Genomic DNA, 22,768 nt, shown 5'->3' with positions numbered 1-22,768 from the left:
ACGACCATCAACCAAGACGGAGACCACGATGACCGAGGACAGGATCGCTCTTCAGGAGCTGATTGGGAAGAGCGCCGATGCCGACTTTCTGCGCGAGATGGTCGGCTTCGCCGCCCAGCGCCTGATGGAGCTGGAGGTGGAGAGCCTGTGCGGCGCCGGGTATGGCGAACGCAGCGAGGACCGCCAGACCAAGCGCAACGGCTACCGGGAGCGGACCTGGGAGACGCGCGCCGGGGCCATCGACCTGCGCATCCCCAAGCTGCGGCGCGGCTCCTACTTCCCGGCCTTCCTGGAGCCGCGCCGCACCGCGGAGAAGGCGCTAATCGCGGTGATTCAGGAGGCCTACGTGCAGGGCATCTCGACGCGCAACGTCGATGATCTGGTCAAGGCGATGGGCATGACCGGCATCTCCAAGAGCCAGGTCAGCCGCCTGTGCCAGGACATCGACGAGCGCGTGCAGGCGTTCCTGAACCGGCCGCTGGAAGGCGACTGGCCCTTTGTGTGGCTGGATGCGACCTACGTGAAAGTGCGCCAGGACGGCCGCATCGTCTCGCTCGCCGCCATACTGGCCATCGGCGTCAACAGCGATGGCCGGCGCGAGGTGCTGGGGCTCGGCCTCGGGCTGTCGGAAGCCGAGACCTTCTGGACCGATTTCCTGCGCACCCTCACCCGCCGGGGCCTACGCGGCGTAAAGCTGGTGATCGCCGATGCGCATCTCGGGCTGAAGGCCGCCGCTTCCAAGGTGCTGGGCGCCACACTTCAACGCTGTCGTGTTCATTGCATGAGGAATCTCCTCGCCTGCGTCGGCAAGGCGCACCAGACGATGGTCGCGGCCACCATTCGCACCGCCTTTGCCCAGGAGACCGCTGAGGCGGCGCATGAGCAGTGGCGCCGGGTGGCCGACAGCCTGCGGCCGCGCTTTTCCAAGCTGGCGGCGCTGATGGACGAGGCGGAGTTCGACGTGCTGGCCTACATGAAGTACCCCAAGGACCTGCGCACCAAATTGCACAGCACGAATCCTCTGGAGCGGCTGAATGGCGAGATCAAGCGGCGCACCAACGTCGTCGGCATCTTCCCTGGCGAAGGGGCGGTTGTGCGCCTCGTCGGCGCCTTGCTGCTGGAGCAGCATGATGAATGGGCGGTGGCCCGGCGCTACATGACCATGGAAAGCCTGGCCGAGCTGTGCCACCCTCACACCCCTGATCCGCTGTCCATCGCAGCGGAGTAGACCGGCGGCCTCAACCCGCCGAAGAGCACAGAGGCCCCCTCAGACACCACGCCTCGGGGCACGATCCGAGCCTCAAACGCAGAGCCTTTTCGCTTGAGTTGGATGCCCATTGAAGCGAGCAGCGAGGGTACGATCCTCGCCAATCTCGGGGCGGCGAGCGCCGGACCAATCAACAACCAATCGCCGTCGGTGCGTACGATCGGCGCATCGAACAGGTCACGCGAATGACGGCCGAAGCTGACGGCGTCAAGGAAGGTATCGGCTTCGGAACTGGACAATGAACACCGGTTAAGGAGCGACAAGAGATCCGCCCTTGGTATTTTGAGAATACCGGAGTGGTTGGCCTTCATTCGCTTTGCAGTCCACGCCGCAAGGCATATGTAGCCCCTGACCCACTGAATGAGGCGGAGTCCTCCAGGCCTCTCCTGATCTTTGACGATTTCGTAGCCAACCGCTTCGCTTAATGAGAGGGCATTCAACGCCTCTTCGTTGGAGATCCAGTCCTGAGGCCCTAGCGCAAGAGGTGCATCAATTCCCTTTGCGATCCCTATCATGTCCATGGTGCTTGTAAGTTCTGCAACAGCGCTGCCTTCACGGTCGATCGCGCGTTCGTTTGCGATGAAATCGACCACGTCGCATTCGGCATCGCGGCTGTAGACAAGGTCTATGTTCTCCGGGCAGCCGGACGGCAGCGTCGAACCTGATAGAACGTGGATTTTATTGTCATGGTATCGGGCCGACTCATGGAGATGCGTCCAGCGGCGCCATGACATGGAGAGCAGCTCGCTATCGCCGGCGAGAAGTATCTCATGATCACTGACGGCCGGTAGAACGGGGAGTTTCAGCCAGCCCTTCTTTCGATCAAACCAGCCGTTCGCAAATCCTTCCATCATCAGGGTTCCACCAAGGGAAGCCACCATACCGGAGATTGTGCCTTCGCTCGAGACGATCCGGCCCGCCTGATCGCGGAGTTCCGGTCCTCCCGGCCAGACAATTCTCTTTGTCTGCTTGAGGGCAGCCTCAGCATCGGCGACGAACGCTGAGAGGTTCGCTTCCATCCGCGCGATCACTGCAGCGGCGCGCACATCAGGTGGCTCAGCCGAGAAGGAACTGCGACCAAGAGCGGCGAGGATGCGATGGTGTCCGTCCTCCGCGAAATGAATCATCTCTGCCGCCTCGTCAAACGACGCGAGATTGGCATCGGAGATGTTAGAGACGAAAAACTCCCGAATGTCCGCGATGAACGCGTCGCGTTTCCCCTGGCCGATTGGATCGGCCTCTGATGTATTAGAGCACCTGCTCGACGTATCAGGCCGGCAAGTTCTTCGATCGTCGATTGATCTGCATCGAGATCGGCCAAGTGGTCAATCAACGTCTTTGCCGCGCACGTCTTTGCAGCGGCGACAAACACCGACTCTTTTATCACATTTTCTTGATCTATATTTTCGCTCATAATGCACTTTTCTTTCATAGGTTGCCAGACAAAGGGTCGGAACCGACCACCGCTCACCAGGGGGGCCCATCATGGGTGCGCTTTCCCGTAGCTGCCCCAGACAGAAATACGATTACGCTGCAGCGCCTTGCGTCTGCCGCCGCCAGCCGCTGACCGCCTCGGCAGCGGCGCCCACGGGCGTCACATCCGCCCACTTGTCCCAGAAGTCGATGGTGCCGCTGTTGGGTGTGTGGGACGGCTTGGCGATGCGGATACGGCTCGGCAGGAGGCTGGCGTCGCCGACTACCAACGCCTCACCGGTGTCCAGGATCGGCAACAGATCGCCGAAGCTTCCAAGGCTGTCCGGCAACAGGCGCTTGATCACGCTCTGGTCCTCACCGTTGGTCAGACGCATGGCCACCACGTTGTTGCACTGGCTGAGCACCGTCCGGTTGACTTCCGACGGCCGCTGGCTGATCACCACCAGCCCCACTCCGTACTTGCGGCCCTCCTTGGCGATCCGCTCGAAGATCCCCACGGAGATGTCGTCCGCCGCCCCGGCGCCCACGCGCTCGGGGATGTAGAGATGCGCCTCATCGCAGAACAGGGCGATCGGATGCCGACGCCCGGGCGCGGTCCACTGCTGCACGGAGAAGGCGAGCTTGGCAACGAGGCTCACGATGAGCGGCAGGATGTCGGAGGGCACCTCAGAAAAGTTGATTATCTTCAAGCCGCCCGTGCCGCCCACCTGGTCCTGGCTGCCGGCGAGGAGCGCCGATACCAGCCGTTCCAACCATTCAAACGCCATCGTGTCGGCGCCTGGGCGGAACAGGAAGCCGAGGCGCCGATCCGACCGCTTGTTCTCCAGGCGGGCGATGAGGCGGCTGAGCTTGCCGTGGTAATCGCCCTGCTTCTCCTTACCGCCAGCGCCCTGCACCATCTCGGCGTTGAGCGCTCCCAGCTCGTCGAGAACCGCACTCAGTTCGAAGGGAACCGGGCTGTCGATGGTGAAGTTGTCGAGGACGTCCCGGTGCCCGCCATCCTCCAGATAGGCGCGCTTGGCGCGGGTTATGGCGCGCTGCATGATCATAGTCTGGTTGGGCGCGTTCTGGTCACTGCGGTCGACGAACATTGTGACCAGAGCTTCGTAGCCGAGCAGCCAGTACGGCAGGTAGAGTACGCCTTCCGCCAGCGAAGCAGCTTGGTCGAGATCGCCCGGCCCGGCGATCCGGAAATGCCGGATGCCGTCGGCCTGCAGCGTCTGGTACTCGCCGTGAATGTCGAACACAATGGCGTTCGCGTTGGGCAGCGCCGCCACCTGCTCGAGCATGCGCGCCGTGGTCCAAGACTTGCCCGAGCCCGTGCTGCCGACGATGACGGCGTGCCGTTGGAAGAACTTGTTGCCGTTCAGGAAGGCTTCCGCGCGGTCATCCAGGGTGTAGCAGCCCAGCGACAGGCGCTGGCCGTCGCTGGCGATGCTGGCGATCACCCGCATGAAGTTGGTGAGGCGCTCGCCTTCGACGGCGTAACAGTTCGCGTCGATTTCAGGGACGGTCTCCAGAGTGCGCAAGAACACGTTGCGCTGCTCGCCGAGCCGATCGACCAGGGTACCAATCAGCGCGATGCGCACAAGATTCAGCTCCGGCGCCACCTCCTCTTCGGCGCCGACGCCGATCTCACCATCGCTCCGGGCGCGCGGCGTTGCGGCGCTGCGCGTGATCTTCTGGATGATGCCAACCAGGTGCTGACCTGGCCGGCTGCTCTCCAGCACGGCCAAGCGGTTCACCTGTAACTGCCGCAGGCGGTCGATATCGGCGACCCTGACGACCACGACGGTCGTGTCGACCGACAGCACGCTGCCGAGAGCGTCGGAGTCCTTGAAGTCGAAGATGCTCACAATGCTCTCCCTACATCACCATCTTGAGAAACTCGTCAAGGCGCCAGACCGGATGATCCGGAATGTCGACACCACCAGGGTGCTCCGCGCTGTAGAGGCGCGAACCAGTGCCACTCTCCTCCAGCGCCATGAAGCGCCGGCACCCTCCCTTGAGCAGGAAGTCCTTGGCCGTGGGCGACACGACCTTGGTAATCAGCACCAACGGCACCGGTTGGGTCCGACAGCGCTCCAGCAGCTTCGGCTGGATGTGCGTGTCGTTGAATCCGTAGCCGATGCATAGGTATGCCCGCGCCGTCGCGAGTGCGGTGTCGGCGCCCGCCAGAATGGTGCGGAACGGCTCGTCGTGCGTGATCCGGTACTTTTCGACACCCGGCGTCACGATGACCGGGGTCATGCCGGCCGGCCGGCTCGGCAGGATCGGCAGCCCCACGGTGGTGCCTTCAGGATCACGGAACCAATCAAGCGAGCCGTGAACCTTCCAGACATTGACGGTGCGCGCCGGGCGCTGGTTCTGCGTGAACTTCAGCGGGTAATCCGTTTGGCGCAGCCGCAGATACCCGTGGCCGAACCCGGTGTGGTGGCAGAGGCCGCCCGCGTCGGCGGCGTACTCGGCGAGCCGGTCGTAGTTCGGGGTGACCACGTTGACTTCTGTGTGGGTGCTCTTCAGAAGGTGCTGGAACAGCCGCGTCAGCGGCAAATGGTGGCGGTCGCGGACCACTTGGTCGAACACCGCCATGTCCGCCGGCGCCAGCAGATCCCAGGTCGCGGCGACGACGTGGGAGGTCAGCGCTTCCGTCAGCGACACCGCGGTCAGCGCCTCCTCGAGATCAAGGGCCGCCGCCGCGTTCAGGAACTCCTGCCAGAGATCGAGTTCGCGCGCTCCGAGACCGGCCGGCAACGTGCTGGCCACGAGATGGTCACGCAGCTGCGGCATGCCAGGGAGCCGGTGCGCGGCGGACGCGCCGCTGCCAAGCACGATCACCGGCGCGCGCTGCACGCACTCCTGGGCGATCTCCAGTGCAAGCTTGAATGCTGTCAACGCGACGCCTCCGATCTCTACGCCATAGAGACCAGGGCAGCATCCAATTCTTAACAACTTGTTTCAAGTTTTCCACCAACGGATGCCGAGCGCCATTACCCCGACAACCGCCATACGAGGGTATGCTGATTGCCTCTTTGTTCCCCGTCGACGTCGTCGGCCGGCGCCGCAGGCCAAGCGTGGTGGATGCTCGGATTCTGCGTTTCCGGCGAATCGGCACGCGGTGGGGCCGCACCGTCTGACGGGCTGCCACAGGAAGGCACCCACGATACCGTGCGTGCGCACCCAACGCTGACGACGCAGGCGTCAACGGACATCTCGACGGTCGAACCACACCCAAACGGTTCCCAGCGGCGCCCTGAAGCAGATCGTCATGCGTCAACCGGCGATGGACATCCGTCTCCTCCCGGAAGTCCGCCAGGCCGTTGCACCCGCGCCGCCGCGCATGGGACCGGCATCTCCGTTCGCGCCGTTGAACCGCAGCACACCCCAGTGGTACACACGACCGTGTATCAGGCCCCTGGATGCCTTGTTCCGCCTGCGTTTGTTGGTTGCGCTGGGTTGTCCCACCCCATCCGCCAGCGGCCTCGCCGGCAGCATTGCGCGCGCGCCTCCGTACGCTCCGAACAGCCCCCGGCCACAGCCCACCCCCCGACCTTGATCCATGTTAAGGAAAAACCGACGGCGTTCTCCGAGGATCAACATCGCTGCCCTTTGCCGCGTCTGCCGGCGGCGTCCCAGTCGGGGAGGATGGCATGCATCCGTTCTTCTTGTTTACGGGCAGCGGCCCGCTGGTCATCCTGACGTCCTATCCGTCGATTGAGGATCCGGCGCTGCTGCGCAAGCTTGCCGCCAAGGGGATCGACAAGTTCATCGCCTTTACGGTGCCGCTATCCTTGGCAAAGGAACGCTATGGCCGGCATTTCGACCATGTCTGCGGGGATTTGAACGAATCGGACGACCTGCGCGTTCTGGACTACAATGGCCAACACGCGCTGCACCTGTTCCACTTCCGTGAACTGGGCGTTCCGCTGCTGCACGAGCCTGCGACATCGCGCTGGTGACAGCCGGTCACTCCAGCCCGGCGCGGCGAGCGGCGACTTTGGCCAGCGCGGCCCAGTCGCGGTCGGCGTCGCCGTGGGCGATGGCTTCCAGGAAGCCGTCGCGCAGCAGGCTGGCGAGCGGCAGCGGCACGTGCGCGGCCTCGCCCGCTGCCAGCGCAAGCCGGACGTCCTTCAGGCCCAGCGTCAGCTTGAAGGCCGCGGGGTCGTAGCGTTCCTCCACGATGATGCCGCCATAGCCCTTGTAGACGGGGGCGTCGAACAGCGTGTTGGTCATTACTCCCATCAGGTCGCCCGCGGGGATGCCGTGGCCGCGCCCCAGCGCCACCGCCTCGCCCATCGCCTCGATCGCGGCGGCGATCATGAAATTGCCGGCGATCTTCACCACGTTGGCGCGCACCGGGTCGTCGCCGAGCCGCCAGGTCTTCTGCCCCATGGCGTCGAGCAGAGGCTGCACGCGGTCGATCGCGGCCGGGTCGCCTGCTGCCAGGATGTTCAGCTTGCCAGCGGCGGCGACGTCCGTCCGGCCGAATACCGGCGCCGCCACATAGCCCAACCCGCGGTCCAGGTGCAGGGCCGCGAACTCCTGGACGAAGGCGGTGGACAGCGTGCCCATGCTGACGTGGACCAAGCCTTTGGCCGCCCGATCGAGCGCCCCGCCCTCCAGGAACACCGCCCGCGTCGCGGCGTCGTCGGCGAGGATGGACAGCACGGCCTCGCCTTGCATGGCGTCCTCGACGCGGGTGACCGGCTCAGCCCCTTCTGCCCGCAACGCCTCGGCCGGTCCGGGCGAGCGGTTCCAGACGCGCACCCGGTGCCCGGCCCTGACGAGGTTGGCGGCCATCCCGCGGCCCATGCCGCCCAATCCGACGAAGCCGATGTCCATGGTTCCATCTCCTCCAACTGGTCAGAGCTTGTCATCGGGGCGGCCGGTCAGAAGGCCAGTGACCTTCAACCGACCGGCTCCGGACTTCGTTTCATGACTCTGCTTGATAGGCCCTATCGCATTCCAGCGGCTAATCGGGCCCGGACGGGCGCACCAGCTCTGTCGGGACAGCATGCCCGGCGCGCGGGTCGCAGGCCGAAGCGGCCTGTGATCGCGGCCGGCCTGTGATCATTCGCCGTTCGCGCCGTTGACACCGGCGTACGTCAAGACCGTCCCCGCAGGCGGCGCAGAGAATGGAAGCACGACATGAACGATTCCCGCCACGATTCCGGCGACCTCGACATGACGCGGCGCGGTCTTTTGCTCGGATCCGCCGCCACCGTGGCGCTCTCCACGGTACCCCTCACGGCCCCGGCGCAGGCCGCGACGCCCGATAGACCACCTGCCGAAAAGCCCGCCTTGGCAACCGTAACCTTCACCGTGAACGGCCGATCACAAAAACTTGAACTGGATACGCGAACGACGTTGCTCGACGCGCTGCGCGACCACCTGCACCTCACCGGCACCAAGAAGGGCTGCGACCACGGCCAGTGCGGCGCCTGCACGGTGATCGTCGACGGACGGCGCATCAATTCCTGCCTGTCGTTGGCCGTGATGCACGAAGGCGACAACATCACCACCATCGAAGGGCTGGGCGCCCCCAGCGGCATGCACCCCATGCAGGCGGCCTTCGTAAAGCATGACGGCTACCAGTGCGGCTACTGCACGCCCGGCCAGGTCTGTTCGGCCGTCGCCATGCTGGACGAGATCAAGGCCGGTATTCCCAGCCACGTCACCGCCGACCTGACCACGGCGCCGCAACTCACCCCCATCGAGTTGCGCGAGCGCATGAGCGGAAACATCTGCCGCTGCGGCGCCTATTCCAACATCGTCGACGCGATCACCGAGGTCGCCGGGAGGGGGGCATGAGGACCTTCACCTACGAGCGCGCCAACTCCCCGGCGGAGGCCGCCGCGGCCGCGGAACGCACGCTGGGCGCCAAGTTCATCGCCGGCGGCACCAACCTGCTCGACCTGATGAAGCTGGAGATCGAGGCGCCGGCGCACCTGATCGACGTCAACGGCCTGGACCTCGACAGTATCGAACCAACCCCGGACGGCGGCCTGCGCATCGGCGCGTTGGTGCGCAACACCGACCTCGCTGCCGATCCGCGCGTGCGGCGCGACTATGGCGTGCTGTCGCGCGCGCTGCTCGCCGGCGCGTCGGGCCAGCTGCGCAACAAGGCGACGACCGCGGGCAACCTGCTCCAGCGCACCCGCTGTCCTTACTTCTACGACACCGCCCAGCCCTGCAACAAACGCCAGCCCGGCAGCGGCTGCGCGGCCATCGGCGGGTTCAACCGGCAGTTGGCGGTGATCGGTGGCAGCGAGGCCTGCATCGCCACCCACCCCAGCGACATGGCGGTAGCCATGCGCGTGCTCGACGCCACGGTGGAAACGGTGCGGCCGGACGGCGCCACGCGGTTCATCCCGATCGCCGACTTCCACCGCCTGCCCGGCGACACGCCGCACATCGAGACGGCGCTGGTTCCCGGCGAGCTGATCACGGCGGTGACCCTGCCCAAGCCAGCCGGCGGCACGCAGGTCTACCGCAAGGTGCGCGACCGCGCCTCCTACGCCTTCGCGCTGGTCTCCGTCGCCGCCATCGTGCAGCGCGACGGCAGCGGCCGGGTGGCGCTGGGCGGCGTCGCCCACAAGCCGTGGCGCGTGGAGGCCGCGGAGGCGGCGATGCCGCAAGGCGCCAAGGCGGTGACGGCGCAGCTTCTGGCCGGCGCCAAGCCGGCGCACGACAACGCGTTCAAGCTGCCCCTGGTCGAGCGCACGCTGGCCTCGGTGCTGACCGAAGCGAAGGGCTGAGACATGAAGTTCGACACACCCGCGACGACCAACCCCATCGACCAGTTGAAGGTGGTCGGCAAGGCGACCGACCGCATCGACGGCCCGCTGAAGACGACCGGCACCGCCCCCTACGCCTACGAGCACCACGACTCGGTGCCCGACGCGGCCTATGGCTACATCGTGGGTTCGGCCATCGCCAAGGGGCGCATCACCGCCATGGACGTGGCCGCAGCCAGGGCGGCGCCCGGCGTGCTCTCCGTCGTCACGGCCGAGAACGCCGGCAAGCTGGGCAAGGGCAAGCGCAACACCGCGACCTTGCTCGGCGGCCCGGAGATCCAGCATTACCACCAGGCCGTCGCGCTGGTCGTGGCGGAAACCTTCGAGCAGGCGCGGGCTGCGGCGACGCTCGTCCGTGTCGACTACGCCCGCGAGGACGGCGCCTTCGACCTCGCCGCCGCCAAGGACAGGGCGAAGCCGAGCGACAAGGATCCGGACTTGACGGTCGGCGACTTCGACGGCGCCTTTACGTCCGCGCCGGTGAAGCTCGACGCAACCTACACCACCCCTGACCAGACCCACGCGATGATGGAGCCGCACGCCTCCATCGCCCACTGGGACGGGGACAAGGTCACCGTCTGGACCTCCAATCAGATGATCGATTGGACGACCAGCGATCTGGCCCAGACGCTCGACATGCCGAAGGAGAAGGTGCGTCTCATCTCGCCCTTCGTCGGCGGCGGCTTCGGCGGCAAGCTGTTCCTGCGGGCCGACACGCTGCTGGCTGCGCTGGGCGCGCGGGAAGCCAAGCGCCCGGTCAAGGTGGCGCTGCCGCGCCCGCTGATGACGAACAACACCACCCACCGGCCGGCGACCATCCAGCGCGTCCGCATCGGCGCCACGCCGGACGGCACGATCACCGCCATCGCGCATGAGAGCTGGTCGGGCAACCTGCCCGGCGGCAATCCGGAGACGGCGGTCGACCAGACGAAGCTGCTCTACGCCGGCGCCAACCGCCTTACCGGGCTCCGGCTGGCGCATCTCGACCTGCCGGAAGGCAACGCCATGCGCGCGCCGGGCGAGGCGCCGGGCCTGATGGCGCTGGAGATCGCCATGGACGAGATGGCGGAAAAGCTGGGTATCGACCCGGTGGAGTTCCGCATCCGCAACGACACGCAGGTCGATCCGACCAAGCCCGACCGCCCCTTCTCGCAACGCCAGCTCGTGCAATGCCTGCGCACCGGGGCGGAGCGCTTCGGCTGGGACAAGCGCAACCCAAAGCCGGCGTCGGTGCGCGACGGGCGCTGGCTGGTCGGGCTGGGCGTGGCCGCCGCCTTCCGCAACAACCTGCTGACCAAGTCGGCGGCGCGGGTGCGGCTGGACAAGCGCGGCGTGGTGACGGTCGAGACCGACATGACGGACATCGGCACGGGGAGCTACACCATCATCGCCCAGACCGCGGCGGAGATGATGGGCGTCGGGCTGGACAAGGTCGTGGTGCGGCTGGGCGATTCCGCCTTTCCGGTGTCGGCCGGCTCCGGCGGCCAGTGGGGCGCCAACAACGCCACCGCCGGCGTCTACGCCGCCTGCGTCAAGCTGCGGGAGGAGGTGGCGCGCGCGCTCGGCTTCAACTCCGCCGACGCGGTCTTCGCCGATGGGCAGGTGCGCCTCGGCAACCGCAGCCTGCCGCTGGCCCAGGCGGCCGGCGACAGCGGCCTCGTCGCCGAGGATGGGATCGAGTACGGCGACCTGTCCAAGACGTACCAGCAGTCCACCTTCGGCGCCCATTACGTGGAGGTCGCCGTCGATTCCGCGACCGGCGAGACACGGGTGCGCCGCATGCTGGCGGTCTGCGCGGCGGGCCGCATCCTCAATCCCAAGTCGGCGCGCAGCCAGGTGATCGGCGCCATGACCATGGGCGTGGGGGCCGCGCTGATGGAGGAGTTGGCCGTGGACAAGCGCGCCGGCTTCTTCGTCAACCACGACCTTGCGTCCTACGAGGTGCCGGTGCACGCCGACATCCCGCACCAGGAGGTCGTCTTCCTGGACGAGACCGACCCGATCTCCTCTCCGATGAAGGCCAAGGGCGTGGGCGAACTCGGCCTCTGCGGCGTCGGCGCGGCGGTCGCCAACGCGATTTACAACGCCACCGGCGTGCGCGTGCGTGACTACCCGATCACGCTCGACAAGCTGCTCGACCGGTTGCCCCAGGTGGCGTAACGCCCGCCAGGGTTAAACCAACCCGGTCCATCGTCCGGACCCCACCGCCGTCCTTTCCGGCGGTGGGGTCCGGACTCCTCCCCAATCGATCGTGGTAGGGGATCGCGGTTCGTGCTCACCTGCACCCGTTCGCCGCATTCCTACCTCATCCGGAATTTCCGGATGTTGTCGCGGGCGTACATCCAGAAAAACTGCACCACCTAAAGAAGATTGCTCAACATCGGCAAGTTTTGTTCAGCGCTTGGACTATTCCTTCTTAGGCAATTGCGAACTCTCCCTCAGAAGTCGCATGTCATCCCGGCGTCGCTCGGCCCGCCATCATCAGGATCGCCGCGATCCAACGCCCCTGCGACCGAACGGACTTCTGAGGAGACTTTCCTTGACCGAGATCATCATCGCGGACGCGGGTTTGGAGGACATCGACAGCCTCCTGTCCTTCAAGCGCGCCGACGTGCAGGTCCTGCGCGTGACGGCGACCGAGGACGCCCACCCGCTGCTCGCGGCGGCGCTGGCCGAGCGGCCCTCGGCGGTGCACATCGTCGCGCACGGCGAACCGGGGCGGGTCCGGCTCGGCGCGCGTCCGCTGGACGCGGACTCCCTGTCCAGCCGCTCCTGGCCGCACGCGGAGGGGACGGAGATCCACATCCACGCCTGCCGCGCCGGGGCGGACGCCGCCGGCCGGCGGTTGGTGAACGGTCTGGCGGCGCGGACAGGCGCGCGGGTGGCGGCCTCGACCCGACCGGTCGGCCACGCGGCCCGCGACGGCAGCTGGGCGCTCGACGTCTCCACCGGTCCGATCCGCAACCCGTCGGCCTTCGTCGGCGCGGAGTCCTGGCCGCACCTGCTGGCCGTCACGGGCACGGCGACAGCGGGCAACGACACGCTGGTCGGCGACAATTCCGGCAACGTGATCAGCGGGCTGGGCGGCGATGACTCGCTGATCGGCGGCACCGGCCGCGACACGCTGCAGGGCGGCGAGGGCAACGACACGCTGAACGGCGGCCCGGGCGGCGACGTGCTGGACGGCGGCGGCGGCTTCGACGCGGTGACCTACGAGAACGCCACCTCCGGCCTTACCCTCAACCTGCTCGACCCGACCAAGAGCACCGGGGAGGCCGCGGGCGACACCTTCAACAGCGTGGAGCGCTGGATCGGCAGCGAGCAGGCCGACACGCTGATCGCCAACGACAGCGGCGTCTGGTTCTGGGGCCACGGAGGCGACGACCTGGAATATGGCGGGGCCGGCAACGACACGCTGGAGAGCGGCAACGGCAACGACACCGTCTATGGCGGCGGCGGCAACGACCTGATGTTCGGCCGCATCGACAACGACCGCGTCTACGGCCAAGCCGGAAACGACACGATTGGCGGCGGCGCCGGTGACGACCTCGTGGACGGCGGCGACGGCAACGACGTGCTGTTCAGCGATTGGGGCAAGGATACCGTCCAGGGCGGCATCGGCGACGACACCATCATGGCGGGCGAGGTCTCGTCCGGCGGCTACAGCGAGGTGCAGGCCGACATCATTTCCGGCGGCGACGGCAACGACACCTACATCGTCGCCAACGGGCTGGAGACCGGGACCGTGTCCTTCGACGGCGGGACCGGCACCGACACGTTGCGCGTCAGCTCCGACGACGTGGTCGATCCGGAAGGCAAGGTCGGCACCGCGACACCCCAGATCAACATCTCCGGCATGACGCTGGCCAGCGTTGAGGTGCTGGGCCTGACCGGCAGCCGCCACCACACCGTCACCATGACCGCGTCCCAGGCCAACGGCTTCACCGGCGGGGTCACCGGGGCCAGCGTTGGCGACGTCTTCAAAATCACCGGCACGGCCATGTCGGGCACCGTCGGCACCGGCAACGGCGCGACCCTGACCGCCGGACAGGTGCAGGCGGAGGTCGTCAACGGCGTCACCCTGCTGCACATCGGCACCAACGCCACGCCGGGCGGCGACGTGACCCTGCGCTTCGCCGGCAGCTTCACCGCCGACCAGTTCCAGGTCAGCGGCACCACCGTGACCCTGGTCCAGGGCGGTGGGTCAACTGGTGGCGGATCAACCGGGGGCGGCTCGACCGGCGGAGGCTCCACGGGCGGCGGGTCCACCGGGGGCGGCTCCACCGGCACCCCGGGCCAGACCCTGACCGGCACAGCAGCGCGCGACGTGATAACCGGCGGGACCGGCAACGATACCATCACCGGCAACGCCGGCAACGACTACATGGAAGGCGGCCTGGGCAGCGACACCTTCGTGCTGAAGCCCGGCGACGGCTGGGACTGCATCGGCGACTTCAAGGCCGGGGCGGGCGGCGACGTCATCAACCTCGGCGGCTGGACGGGCCTGTCCGACCTGACCAAGGTCCTGGCAACCGCGACGGAGGACAGCGGCGGCACCGTGCTGAACTTCAGCCCGACCGACAGTGTCCGGCTGATGGGCGTCACAAAGGCCTCCCTGACCGCCGACAACTTCGTGTTCGGGGGCGCCTCCTCCGGCGACAGCACCGGCGGCGGCAGCACCGGTAGCGGCAGCACCGGTGGCGGCTCCACGGGCGGCGGCTCGACGGGTGGAGGGTCCACCGGCACCCCTGGCCAGACCTTCCTCGGCACCGCCAACCGCGACGTGATCTTCGGCGGGGCCGGCAACGACACCATCACCGGCCTCGGCGGCAACGACTATATGGAAGGCGGGCTGGGCAGCGACACCTTCGTGCTGAAGCCCGGCGATGGCTGGGACTGCATCGGCGACTTCAAGGCCGGAGCCGGCGGCGACGTGCTGGACGTCCGCGCGATCGGCGGCTTGACCAGCCTGTCCGCGGTGCTGGGCCACGCCACCCAGGACAGCGGCGGCGTGTCGATCGACATCGGCGGCAGCAGCTCGATGCGGCTGATGGGCGTCACCCTGAACGGCCTGACCTCCGGCAACTTCCTGTTCTCCAACTCGTGAGGGCCAACGCGCAAGGACCAACGCGCAAGGGGTAATGCTTTTTCCGATGGGGCCGGCGCGATACACTGCGCCGGCCCACCCGGATCGAAGCCTGCTCCCTTGTCGCGCGCCGAACGCCTTCTCGACCTGATCCAGATCCTGCGCCGCCACCGCCGGCCGGTGAGCGGCCGTTCGCTTGCGGAGGAGCTGGATGTCAGCCTCCGCACTCTCTACCGCGACATCGCGACCCTCCAGGCCCAGGGAGCGCGCATCGACGGGGAACCGGGCGTCGGCTACATCCTGCGCCCCGGCTTCCTGCTGCCCCCGCTGATGTTCTCGGAGGAGGAGATCGAGGCGCTGGTGCTGGGCTCCCGCTGGGTGGCGGAACGCGGCGACCACCGCCTGGGCTCGGCGGCGCGCAACGCGCTCGCCAAGATCGCGGCGGTGCTGCCCGCCGACCTGCGCGACGACCTGGACGGCTCCGCCCTGCTCGTCGGGCCGGGGGAGCCCATCGCGGCCGGCGACGCGGACCTTACCACCATCCGGCAGGCGATCCGGACGGAGCGCAAGCTCGCCATCGCCTACCGCGATGGGGCCTCATCGGAGAGCCGGCGCACCATCTGGCCCTTTGCGCTCGGCTTCTTCGACAAGGTGCGCGTGGTCGTCGCCTGGTGCGAGATGCGTCAAGCGATCCGCCACTTCCGCACCGACCGCATCCTGGCCATCACCCCGACGGAAGACCGCTACCCGCGCCGCCGCCAAACGCTCCTGAAGGAATGGCGGGAGGCGGAGGGCATTCGCCCGCAACGAGCCTAAAAACGCGAGAGTTTGCCGCGCGCCGCCTGTTGCCCCTTCACACGGCAAGATTTCACCTCGGAGGTGGCGCATGAGCGACAAGATGCAGGACAGCACGCCGAAACCGGCCGACGGCGGCACCCACCCGCCGCGCAGTTACGACCCCGACCGCGAAAAGCCGGTCGGCAAGCGCGACGAAGCCGCCCCCGGCACACCCGGCACCGGCGAGGACATCGACCCCAAGACGGGCGAGACGTTTACCGAGGGGATTGGGGGGGCGTGAGTCCTACCCCCACCCCAACCCTCCCCCACTGGGCGGGGGAGGGAGACAGGACCTTTGCAACGCTCCAGCGGCAGTCCCCTCCCCCGCCCAGCGGGGGAGGGTTGGGGTGGGGGTAAACGCCTCCCTCAATGCGCGTGCTGACCGCGCGCGTGCCGGACCTTCTCCCACACATCCGTCGGAAGCTGGCTCATCAGCCCGATCGGCAGAAGGAACAGCGCGAAGTTCGTCCAGCAGAACCGCCGCTCGCCCGCCGTGGTCCCGCCGGAACGCCGCGCCCACGCCGCCCGCGGCCCCGACCCCGTACGCTCCATCCAGCCGCCGCTGGCCTCGTGGTATTCCGGCATCGGGTTCAGCACCGCGCCGGTCGTGTCGCGGGCCGGGCGGTTCTCGAACATGTTGCGGTCGATCATGTGGGCCATGACCCGCTCCGTCATCGCCGGGGCGACGGCGTTCTGGAAGGCGGCAACGCGGCCGACGTTGCCAACGAAGACGTCGCGCTTGGCCGGATTCTCGGCCATCGCCACGATGGCGTCGGCCACCTGCTCCGGCGGGTAGAGCGGGGTCATTGCCTTGATGGCACGGCCGGTGTAGTTGGCGGCGTGCTGCCATAGGGGCGTGTCGATCGGCCCCGGCATGACGGTGCAGAGGTGGATGTTCGGCTCCTCCACCAGCTCCTGCCGCAGGGTCTCGGTGAAGCCGCGCACGGCGAATTTGCTGGCGGCGTAGCTGGTCGTGTAGCGCTGTCCGACGGTCGAGGCCATGGACGACATGTTGATGATCGTCCCCTCGCCCCGGTCCAGGAAATGTGGCAGCACCGCCCGGCAGCCGTTGGCCGTGCCGAAGAAGTTGGTGCGCATCACTTCCTCGAAGACGTCCTGCGGCATCTCCTCGAACTGGCCGAAGGCGATTACGCCGGCGTTGTTCACCCAGACGTCGATGCCGCCGAAGGCGTCGATGGCGCGCTGGGCCAGGCGGTTCACCTGATCCTGGTCGCGCACATCGGTCGGCACGACCATGGCCCGCCCGCCGGCCGCGATGCATTCCTCCGCCACCTCGTGCAGGGCGGCGTGCCGCCGCGCCGCCAGAACCACCGCGGCACCACGCTGCGCAAAGGCCACCGCCGTCGCGTGGCCGATGCCGCTGGACGCCCCGGTGATGACGACCACCTTGTCGAAGTGCCCCTGCGCCATGGATCTGTTCCCGCCCCGTTGCGTTCCTGTCGTTCCTGTTCAACACCTTCGGGCAGCAAAGGTGCCGTGCGGGGCCGGGACCACCGCAACTGTGGAGACGCGGGCGCGAACCCGCTACAGTCCTGCTGTCGAAATCGGGTGGCGATCCCACCGAACGATCAAGGAAAGAGGGAGCGGCCGTGGCGGCAAAGGAACTCGACGTGAAGGGGCTGCACTGCCCGCTTCCCATCCTGCGGACCCGCGCCCTTCTGGACAAGATGGCCGCGGGGGAGGAGATCATCGTCTACGCCACCGACCCGGCGTCGATCATCGACTTCAAGCACTTCTGCAACACGACCGACAACCTGCTGCTGGCCCACGAGACGCGCGGCGAGGTGTTTGTCTACCACATACGCCGCGGCGTTTCCCGGGCGTAGGTCCACAATGATGGAGGCCGCATCCATGGCGACATCCCCGCCGAATCTGGGCCTGCGCCCCGCGGTCCCGCCGCCCCTGCGCCCCGGCGCCGTGATCCACGGCCCCGGTTCGCTCGCCGTGGACGAGTTGCTCGACCGCTTCGCCACGGAACTGCGGCGCCGCGGCTTCCGCGTGGGCGGGGTGGTGCAGCGCAATTACGGCGCGCTCGACGACTGCGCCGACCGGATGGAGCTGGTCGACGTCGCCACCGGCAAGGCCTTCAACATCTCGCAGAACCTGGGGCGCGAGTCGCAGTCCTGCCGGGTCGATCCCTCGGGCGTGGCCGACGCCAGCCAGGCGCTGCGCCGCGCCATCAATGAGCGCGCCGACCTACTGGTCGTCAACAAGTTCGCCGGGCTGGAGGCGCACGGCAAGGGCCTCGCCGACGAGCTGCTGTCCGCCATCGCGGAAGGCATCCCGGTCCTGACCAGCGTCGGCAGCCGCTACCTGAACGAATGGCAGGGCTTCACCGGCGGCTTCACCACCCTGCTCTCCCCCGACGAGGACGCGCTGTGGCGCTGGTGGGGCACGCACCGGCTCTACGACGACCTGCTGCACGGGGTGGAGGACGCGCCGGTCCGCCGCGTGACCATCGGCGCCAAGTGGATCATGGTGGAAACCGACCGCACCGTCGGCCTCGCCGCCCGTCCGTCCGCCTCCTTGGTGGGCGCCGACCTTCCCCCTCCGGAGCGCTGGGCCGGCGTCGGGCTCAAGGCGCTCGCCCTGCCCGCCGCCCGATCCTGGGACCCGCTGGAAACCGCCGTCGGCATCGCCGCCCTGAACGCCCATTACAACCACCCCGGCGTGACCGGCGATGCCGCGAACGGGCTGGACCTGTTCACGGGCATGGACGGGCGCGTGGTGGTGATCGGCGCCTTCCCGCAGCTCGCCAAGCGGCTGCCGAACGCCCAGGTGATCGAGATGAAGCCGGGCGCGGACGAATACCCGGAGGCCGCCGCCGAATGGCTGTTGCCGGGGGCGGAGGGGGCGGCGATCACCTCGTCCTCGCTTGCCAACCGCACGCTGCCGCGCCTGCTGTCGGCCGCCGTCGGCGCGCGAGTCGCTCTGGTCGGGCCGGGCACGCCGCTGACCGGCCGGCTGTTCCGCTACGGCATCGATTCGCTGGCCGGCTTCGTGGTGGAGAATCGCGAGGCGGTGCGCAGCGCCATCCTCGACGGCGGCTCCTCGCAGGGCTTCCACCGCTTCGGCCGATTCGTCACGCTGCACAACACGTAAGCAAATTCAGGAGGATCCAGAGATGGACGAACAAACCCGCATCGAGTTGGAGGCCGCCGCCTTCCGCGGCCTGGTCGAGCACCTGCGCAAGCGCACCGACGTACAGAACATCGACCTGATGAACCTCGCCGGCTTCTGCCGCAACTGCCTGTCGAAGTGGTACGCGGCGGCGGCCAAGGAGCGCAACGTCCCCCTGACCGACGAGGAAGCGCGCGTCGCCGTCTACGGCATGCCCTATTCGGAGTGGAAGGCGAAGCACCAGAAGGAAGCCACCCCCGAACAGCAGCAGACGTTCGAGGACACCAAGCCCCTGCACGCCGAAATCAGCGGCCACATGCCGAAGAAGTAAATCCCCCAGTCCCCTCTCCCCGGAGGGGAGAGGGAGAGAGGCTTACGCAAACAATCCCGTAAACGGCAAAAACTCCACCATATCCCCCGGCCGGATCGCCGTGGCGTCCGCGGGCATGTCGACCAGGCCGTCCGCCTCCACCATGGAGGTCAGCACGCCGGAGCTGTCGCTGGGGAACTTGTGGGCAACCGGACGGCCATCGGCGCCCAACGCCAGCCGGGCGCGCAGGAACTCCCGCCGGCCCGCCTTCTTGCGGAACTCGAAGCTGGAGACCACAAGGCAACGCGGAGTCGGCGCGCTCTCCGCCCCGGACAGGCGCAGCACCAGCGGCCGGCCCACCAGCATGAAAGTCACCATGGCCGAGACCGGGTTGCCCGGCAGGCCGAGGAAGGGCGTGTTGCCGATCCGGCCCAGCGCCAGCGGCTTGCCCGGCTTGATGGCCAGCTTCCACAGGTCGATGGCGCCCAGCGCGCCGACCGCCGCCTTCACGTGGTCCTCCTCCCCCACCGACACGCCGCCGGACGTGACCAGCAGGTCCGCCGTGTCGGCCGCCGCGGCGAGCGCCGCGCGGGTGGCCTCGCGCTTGTCCGGCAGGATGCCAAGGTCGCGCACCTCCACCCCAAGCGCGTCGAGCTGGGCGGCCAGCGTGTAGCGGTTGGCGTCGTAGATGGCGCCGTCCGGCTTGGCCGTGCCCGGCTCGCGCAGTTCGTCACCGGTCGAGAACAGCACGACCCGCAGCCGCTTGCGCACCGACAGGTGGGACCGTCCGACCGCGGCGGCGAGCCCGATTTCCTGCGCGCGCAGGCGCCGGCCGGGGGTCAGGACCACCGCGCCCGCCGCCATGTCCTCCCCCGCCTCGCGGATGTTGGCACAGCGCTTCACGTTGGCCGGGACCAGCACCGCGGCGTCTCCGTCGGCCCGGCAGTCCTCCTGCATAGCGACCGCGTCGACGTCTGCTGGCACCGGCGCGCCGGTGAAGATGCGCACCGCCTCGCCCGGCCCGACCATGCCGCCGAACACCACGCCTGCCGGCACGCGCCCGACCACGGCGAGCCGCACCGGCCCCTCGCCCGCGGTGTCCGCCGCACGGAAGCCCCAGCCGTCCATGGCCGACACCGCCATGGGCGGCACGTTGCCCGGCGCCGTCACCGATTCGGCCAGGATGCGGCCGAGCGCTGAGCGCAGCGGCACGCTCTCCGGCTCCGTCGCGGGGCCATAGGCGGCTTGGACACGGGCAAGCGCCTCGTCCAACGGCAGCGGAGCGGAGCCGGGAGCGGCGAAGCAGTCCATGCGATGTCCTTTCCCTGGGGCGTGCCAGCATGACCGCGGACGCCCAGTCGATTCAAGGGAGCTGTTCAAGATGGATATGCCGGCCCAGCGCGCCGGGCCACCTTGACCAGCGTCAAAATGCGGCGCCGAACAGGCGTCCCGGCCACTCCGGAAATCTGCGCGATTTTCCTCCGGAGACGGAACGAATGGTGGTTACACAAATTATTTTTCGCAGCGCTGCGTTTTCCGTCTTGCGCATTTGGATCGATCCAAATAGGGTCTGAACAAACGGCTGGGAAAGACGGGCACTCAGCCCGCGAACCGAGATGGCAATCCGCCGAAAGGGCAAGAAGCCCGGCGTGGTTGTGGAGGGATGCCCGTGAACTACAAATTTGATTTCGACGCGGTCCTCGCGTCGTGGGACTATCTGCTCGAAGGCGCATGGCTGACCGTCCAGCTGTCCTTCGGCGCGATGGCCATCGGCCTCGTGGTGGCGATTCTCTGCGCGCTCGGCAAGACCTCCGGGCCGAAGCCGGTGCGCTGGCTGATCAACGCCTACATCGAGGTGATCCGGAACACGCCCTTCCTGGTGCAGATCTTCCTGATCTTCTTCGGGCTGCCGACCGCCGCGGCATCCGGCTGTCGCCGGATCTGGCCGCGCTGATCGCCATGGTGGTCAACGTCGGCGCCTACGCGACGGAGATCATCCGCGCCGGCATCGAATCGATCCAAAAAGGCCAGATCGAAGCCGGACTCGCGCTGGGCCTGAAGCCGTTGCAGGTCTTCCGCTACGTCGTCATCAAGCCGGCGCTGCGCACCGTCTACCCGGCGCTGACCAGCCAGTTCATCCTGCTGATGCTCAGCTCCAGCGTGGTGTCGGCGATCTCGGCGGACGAGCTGACCTCGGTTGCGAACAACATCCAGTCGCAGACCTTCCGCAGCTTCGAGATCTACATCGTCGTGACGGCCGTCTACCTGTGCCTGGCCCTGATGTTCTCGGCGCTGTTCGCCGGCATCTACCGGCTGGCCTTCGCCTACGACACCGACCGCCGCTGAGGAGCCCCGCGCCATGATCCGCTCCTTCGGGTACAACGAGTTCCTGTTCCTGCTCAGCGCCGTGCAATGGACGCTGGCCCTGTCGGTGATCGCCTTCATCGGCGGCGCGACCGTGGGCCTGTTCGTCGCGCTGGGCCGCACTTCCACGATCAAGCCGGTCCGCCTGCTCGCCACCGGCTACATCCAGCTGTTCCAGGGCACGCCGCTGCTGATGCAGCTGTTCCTGGTCTTCTTCGGCGCGACCGTCATGGGGATCGACATGAACCCCTGGGCCGCGGCGGCGCTGGGCCTGACGCTGAACGCCAGCGCCTTCCTGGGCGAGATCTGGCGCGGCTGCATCCAGGCCGTGCCGCGCGGCCAGTGGGAGGCGGCCTCCGCGCTCGGCCTGCGCTTTCCGGGGCTGATGCGCTACGTCATCCTGCCGCAGGCGGTGAAGGTCGCGGTGCCGCCGACCGTCGGCTTCCTGGTGCAGCTGATCAAGAGCACGTCGCTGGCCGCCATCATCGGCTTCACCGAACTGACCCGCGCCGGCCAGATCGTCAACAACGCCACCTTCCAGCCCTTCCTGGTGTTCGGGATCGTCGCCGCGATCTACTTCGTCCTGTGCTGGCCGCTGTCGCTGCTGAGCGCCCGGCTGGAGCAGCGCTACGCGGCACCCGCCCGCTGAGATCGTTCAAAAATCAAAACGTGAGGGAATCGTCCATGAGCATCTCGATCACCCGCCGCCTCGTCGTCGCCGGCGCCCTGATGGCCGCCACCACCATGATGACGGCCGCCTACGTGGCCCCCGCCGCCGCCCAGACCGTCGACGAGATCAAGTCCAAGGGCAAGCTGACCATCGGCATGCTGGTGGACTTCCCGCCCTTCGGCATCACCACGTCGGACGGCAAGCCCGACGGCTACGACGCCGACGTCGCCAAGCTGCTGGGCAAGCACATGGGCGTTCCGGTCGAGATCGTCCCGGTCACCGGCCCGAACCGCATTCCCTACCTGCTGACCAACAAGGTCGACCTGCTCGTCGCCTCGCTCGGCATCACGGCGGAGCGCGCCAAGCAGGTGCAATTCTCCGAGCCCTACGCCGCCATCGAGATCGGCCTCGTCGCCCCGGCCAGCACCAAGATCAAGGAGGCCGCGGAGCTGTCCGGCAAGCGCGTCGGCGTCGCCCGCGCCAGCACCCAGGACAACGCCCTGACCGCCGTCGCCCCGAAGGACGCGCGCATCATGCGCTTCGACGACGACGCCAGCGCCGTGCAGGCGATGCTGTCCGGCCAGGTGGACGCGCTGGGCCTCAGCAACGTGGTCGCCAAGGAGATCAAGAAGCTGGCCCCGCAGTCCAACTACGAGATGAAGTTCGTGCTGAACCGTCAGGTGCAGGGCATCGCCATGCGCCAGGGCCAGGACGCCCTGCTGAAGTGGGTCAACGACTTCATCGAGCAGACCAAGGCCAACGGCGAGTTGAACGCCATCCACCAGAAGTGGCTGGGCACCGACCTGCCCCCGCTGACCAAGTCCTGATTTGCGCTTATTCCCCTCTCCTGGCCCTGCCGGGA

General features: G+C 67.7%; 21 protein-coding genes. 15 read left to right on the top strand and 6 right to left on the bottom strand.

What is annotated here, in order from left to right; all coding sequences use genetic code 11:
• Nucleotides 1-28 precede the first annotated feature (28 nt).
• Nucleotides 29-1,228 carry an IS256 family transposase gene (locus M2351_RS38265; RefSeq protein WP_264654291.1) on the top strand — a complete coding sequence of 400 codons (1,200 nt, stop codon included), beginning with the start codon at nucleotides 29-31 and terminating at the stop codon, nucleotides 1,226-1,228.
• Here M2351_RS38265 and M2351_RS38260 read toward each other — a convergent pair.
• The 3 genes from M2351_RS38260 to M2351_RS38250 all read right to left on the bottom strand — a co-directional run bounded on the left by M2351_RS38260 (nucleotide 1,192) and on the right by M2351_RS38250 (nucleotide 5,596).
• Complete coding sequence (locus M2351_RS38260) at nucleotides 1,192-2,394, bottom strand: hypothetical protein (protein ID WP_264661210.1); 1,203 nt, start codon at nucleotides 2,392-2,394, stop codon at nucleotides 1,192-1,194. The genes M2351_RS38265 and M2351_RS38260 overlap by 37 nt on opposite strands.
• A 399-nt stretch (nucleotides 2,395-2,793) precedes the next feature.
• The gene (locus M2351_RS38255) at nucleotides 2,794-4,557 is read right to left on the bottom strand and encodes an ATP-binding protein (RefSeq protein WP_264661209.1); all 1,764 of its coding nucleotides are present in this window, start codon (nucleotides 4,555-4,557) and stop codon (nucleotides 2,794-2,796) included.
• Between the two features lie 10 nt (nucleotides 4,558-4,567).
• Entirely contained in the window at nucleotides 4,568-5,596 is a 1,029-nt protein-coding gene (locus M2351_RS38250) for an SIR2 family protein (RefSeq protein ID WP_264661208.1), read from the bottom strand.
• Nucleotides 5,597-6,351: 755 nt separating this feature from the next.
• Here M2351_RS38250 and M2351_RS38245 point away from each other — a divergent pair.
• Nucleotides 6,352-6,660, top strand: coding sequence for a hypothetical protein (locus M2351_RS38245; protein WP_264661207.1), 309 nt, complete (start codon nucleotides 6,352-6,354; stop codon nucleotides 6,658-6,660).
• A gap of 7 nt (nucleotides 6,661-6,667) precedes the next feature.
• Here M2351_RS38245 and M2351_RS38240 read toward each other — a convergent pair whose 3' ends face one another.
• On the bottom strand, nucleotides 6,668-7,543 hold the full coding sequence (locus tag M2351_RS38240; RefSeq protein ID WP_264661206.1) for an NAD(P)-dependent oxidoreductase: 876 nt from the start codon (nucleotides 7,541-7,543) through the stop codon (nucleotides 6,668-6,670).
• A gap of 306 nt (nucleotides 7,544-7,849) precedes the next feature.
• Here M2351_RS38240 and paoA point away from each other — a divergent pair, with 306 nt between their 5' ends.
• From paoA to M2351_RS38210, 6 genes are all read left to right on the top strand, one after another.
• Entirely contained in the window at nucleotides 7,850-8,512 is a 663-nt protein-coding gene (gene paoA, locus M2351_RS38235; RefSeq protein ID WP_264661205.1) for an aldehyde dehydrogenase iron-sulfur subunit PaoA, read from the top strand.
• On the top strand, nucleotides 8,509-9,459 hold the full coding sequence (locus tag M2351_RS38230; protein ID WP_264661204.1) for an FAD binding domain-containing protein: 951 nt from the start codon (nucleotides 8,509-8,511) through the stop codon (nucleotides 9,457-9,459). The genes paoA and M2351_RS38230 overlap by 4 nt, the downstream gene beginning before the upstream one ends.
• A gap of 3 nt (nucleotides 9,460-9,462) precedes the next feature.
• Complete coding sequence (paoC, locus tag M2351_RS38225) at nucleotides 9,463-11,658, top strand: aldehyde oxidoreductase molybdenum-binding subunit PaoC (protein ID WP_264661203.1); 2,196 nt, start codon at nucleotides 9,463-9,465, stop codon at nucleotides 11,656-11,658.
• Between the two features lie 379 nt (nucleotides 11,659-12,037).
• Nucleotides 12,038-14,605: a DUF4347 domain-containing protein gene (locus M2351_RS38220; RefSeq protein WP_264661202.1), complete on the top strand. Its 2,568-nt coding sequence runs from the start codon at nucleotides 12,038-12,040 to the stop codon at nucleotides 14,603-14,605.
• A 99-nt stretch (nucleotides 14,606-14,704) separates the two neighbouring features.
• On the top strand, nucleotides 14,705-15,400 hold the full coding sequence (locus tag M2351_RS38215) for a helix-turn-helix transcriptional regulator (RefSeq protein WP_264661201.1): 696 nt from the start codon (nucleotides 14,705-14,707) through the stop codon (nucleotides 15,398-15,400).
• Between the two features lie 70 nt (nucleotides 15,401-15,470).
• Complete coding sequence (locus tag M2351_RS38210; protein ID WP_264661200.1) at nucleotides 15,471-15,662, top strand: hypothetical protein; 192 nt, start codon at nucleotides 15,471-15,473, stop codon at nucleotides 15,660-15,662.
• Between the two features lie 125 nt (nucleotides 15,663-15,787).
• Here M2351_RS38210 and M2351_RS38205 read toward each other — a convergent pair whose 3' ends face one another.
• Entirely contained in the window at nucleotides 15,788-16,852 is a 1,065-nt protein-coding gene (locus M2351_RS38205; protein WP_264661199.1) for an SDR family oxidoreductase, read from the bottom strand.
• A gap of 179 nt (nucleotides 16,853-17,031) precedes the next feature.
• Between M2351_RS38205 and M2351_RS38200 the strand changes: the two genes are divergently transcribed.
• The 3 genes from M2351_RS38200 to M2351_RS38190 are packed head-to-tail and all read left to right on the top strand — an operon-like array spanning nucleotide 17,032 to nucleotide 18,893.
• A complete protein-coding gene (locus M2351_RS38200; RefSeq protein ID WP_264661198.1) occupies nucleotides 17,032-17,268 on the top strand; it encodes a sulfurtransferase TusA family protein in 237 nt (78 codons plus the stop codon).
• A 25-nt stretch (nucleotides 17,269-17,293) separates the two neighbouring features.
• Entirely contained in the window at nucleotides 17,294-18,544 is a 1,251-nt protein-coding gene (locus tag M2351_RS38195; protein WP_264661197.1) for a DUF2478 domain-containing protein, read from the top strand.
• 22 nt (nucleotides 18,545-18,566) lie between these two features.
• Nucleotides 18,567-18,893: a DUF1244 domain-containing protein gene (locus M2351_RS38190; RefSeq protein WP_264661196.1), complete on the top strand. Its 327-nt coding sequence runs from the start codon at nucleotides 18,567-18,569 to the stop codon at nucleotides 18,891-18,893.
• A 42-nt stretch (nucleotides 18,894-18,935) separates the two neighbouring features.
• Here the strand turns inward: M2351_RS38190 and M2351_RS38185 are convergent, their stop codons facing one another.
• A complete protein-coding gene (locus M2351_RS38185; protein ID WP_264661195.1) occupies nucleotides 18,936-20,183 on the bottom strand; it encodes a molybdopterin molybdotransferase MoeA in 1,248 nt (415 codons plus the stop codon).
• Between the two features lie 358 nt (nucleotides 20,184-20,541).
• On the opposite strand from M2351_RS38185, the gene M2351_RS38180 reads away from it, so the two are divergent.
• The 4 genes from M2351_RS38180 to M2351_RS38165 are packed head-to-tail and all read left to right on the top strand — an operon-like array spanning nucleotide 20,542 to nucleotide 22,733.
• Nucleotides 20,542-20,826: an ABC transporter permease subunit gene (locus M2351_RS38180; RefSeq protein ID WP_264661194.1), complete on the top strand. Its 285-nt coding sequence runs from the start codon at nucleotides 20,542-20,544 to the stop codon at nucleotides 20,824-20,826.
• Between the two features lie 5 nt (nucleotides 20,827-20,831).
• The gene (locus M2351_RS38175) at nucleotides 20,832-21,218 is read left to right on the top strand and encodes an ABC transporter permease subunit (RefSeq protein WP_264661193.1); all 387 of its coding nucleotides are present in this window, start codon (nucleotides 20,832-20,834) and stop codon (nucleotides 21,216-21,218) included.
• Nucleotides 21,219-21,231: 13 nt separating this feature from the next.
• Nucleotides 21,232-21,885 (top strand): amino acid ABC transporter permease, encoded by a 654-nt coding sequence (locus tag M2351_RS38170; protein ID WP_264661192.1) that lies wholly within the window; start codon nucleotides 21,232-21,234, stop codon nucleotides 21,883-21,885.
• 35 nt (nucleotides 21,886-21,920) lie between these two features.
• Nucleotides 21,921-22,733 (top strand): transporter substrate-binding domain-containing protein, encoded by an 813-nt coding sequence (locus M2351_RS38165; RefSeq protein ID WP_264661191.1) that lies wholly within the window; start codon nucleotides 21,921-21,923, stop codon nucleotides 22,731-22,733.
• The last annotated feature ends 35 nt before the right edge of the window (nucleotides 22,734-22,768 follow it).

The sequence above is a fragment of the Azospirillum canadense genome, from assembly GCF_025961225.1.
GTDB classification, from domain to species: domain Bacteria; phylum Pseudomonadota; class Alphaproteobacteria; order Azospirillales; family Azospirillaceae; genus Azospirillum; species Azospirillum canadense.
Note: the sequence above shows the minus strand (reverse complement) of the source record. Positions and strands in the feature narration are given on the sequence as shown.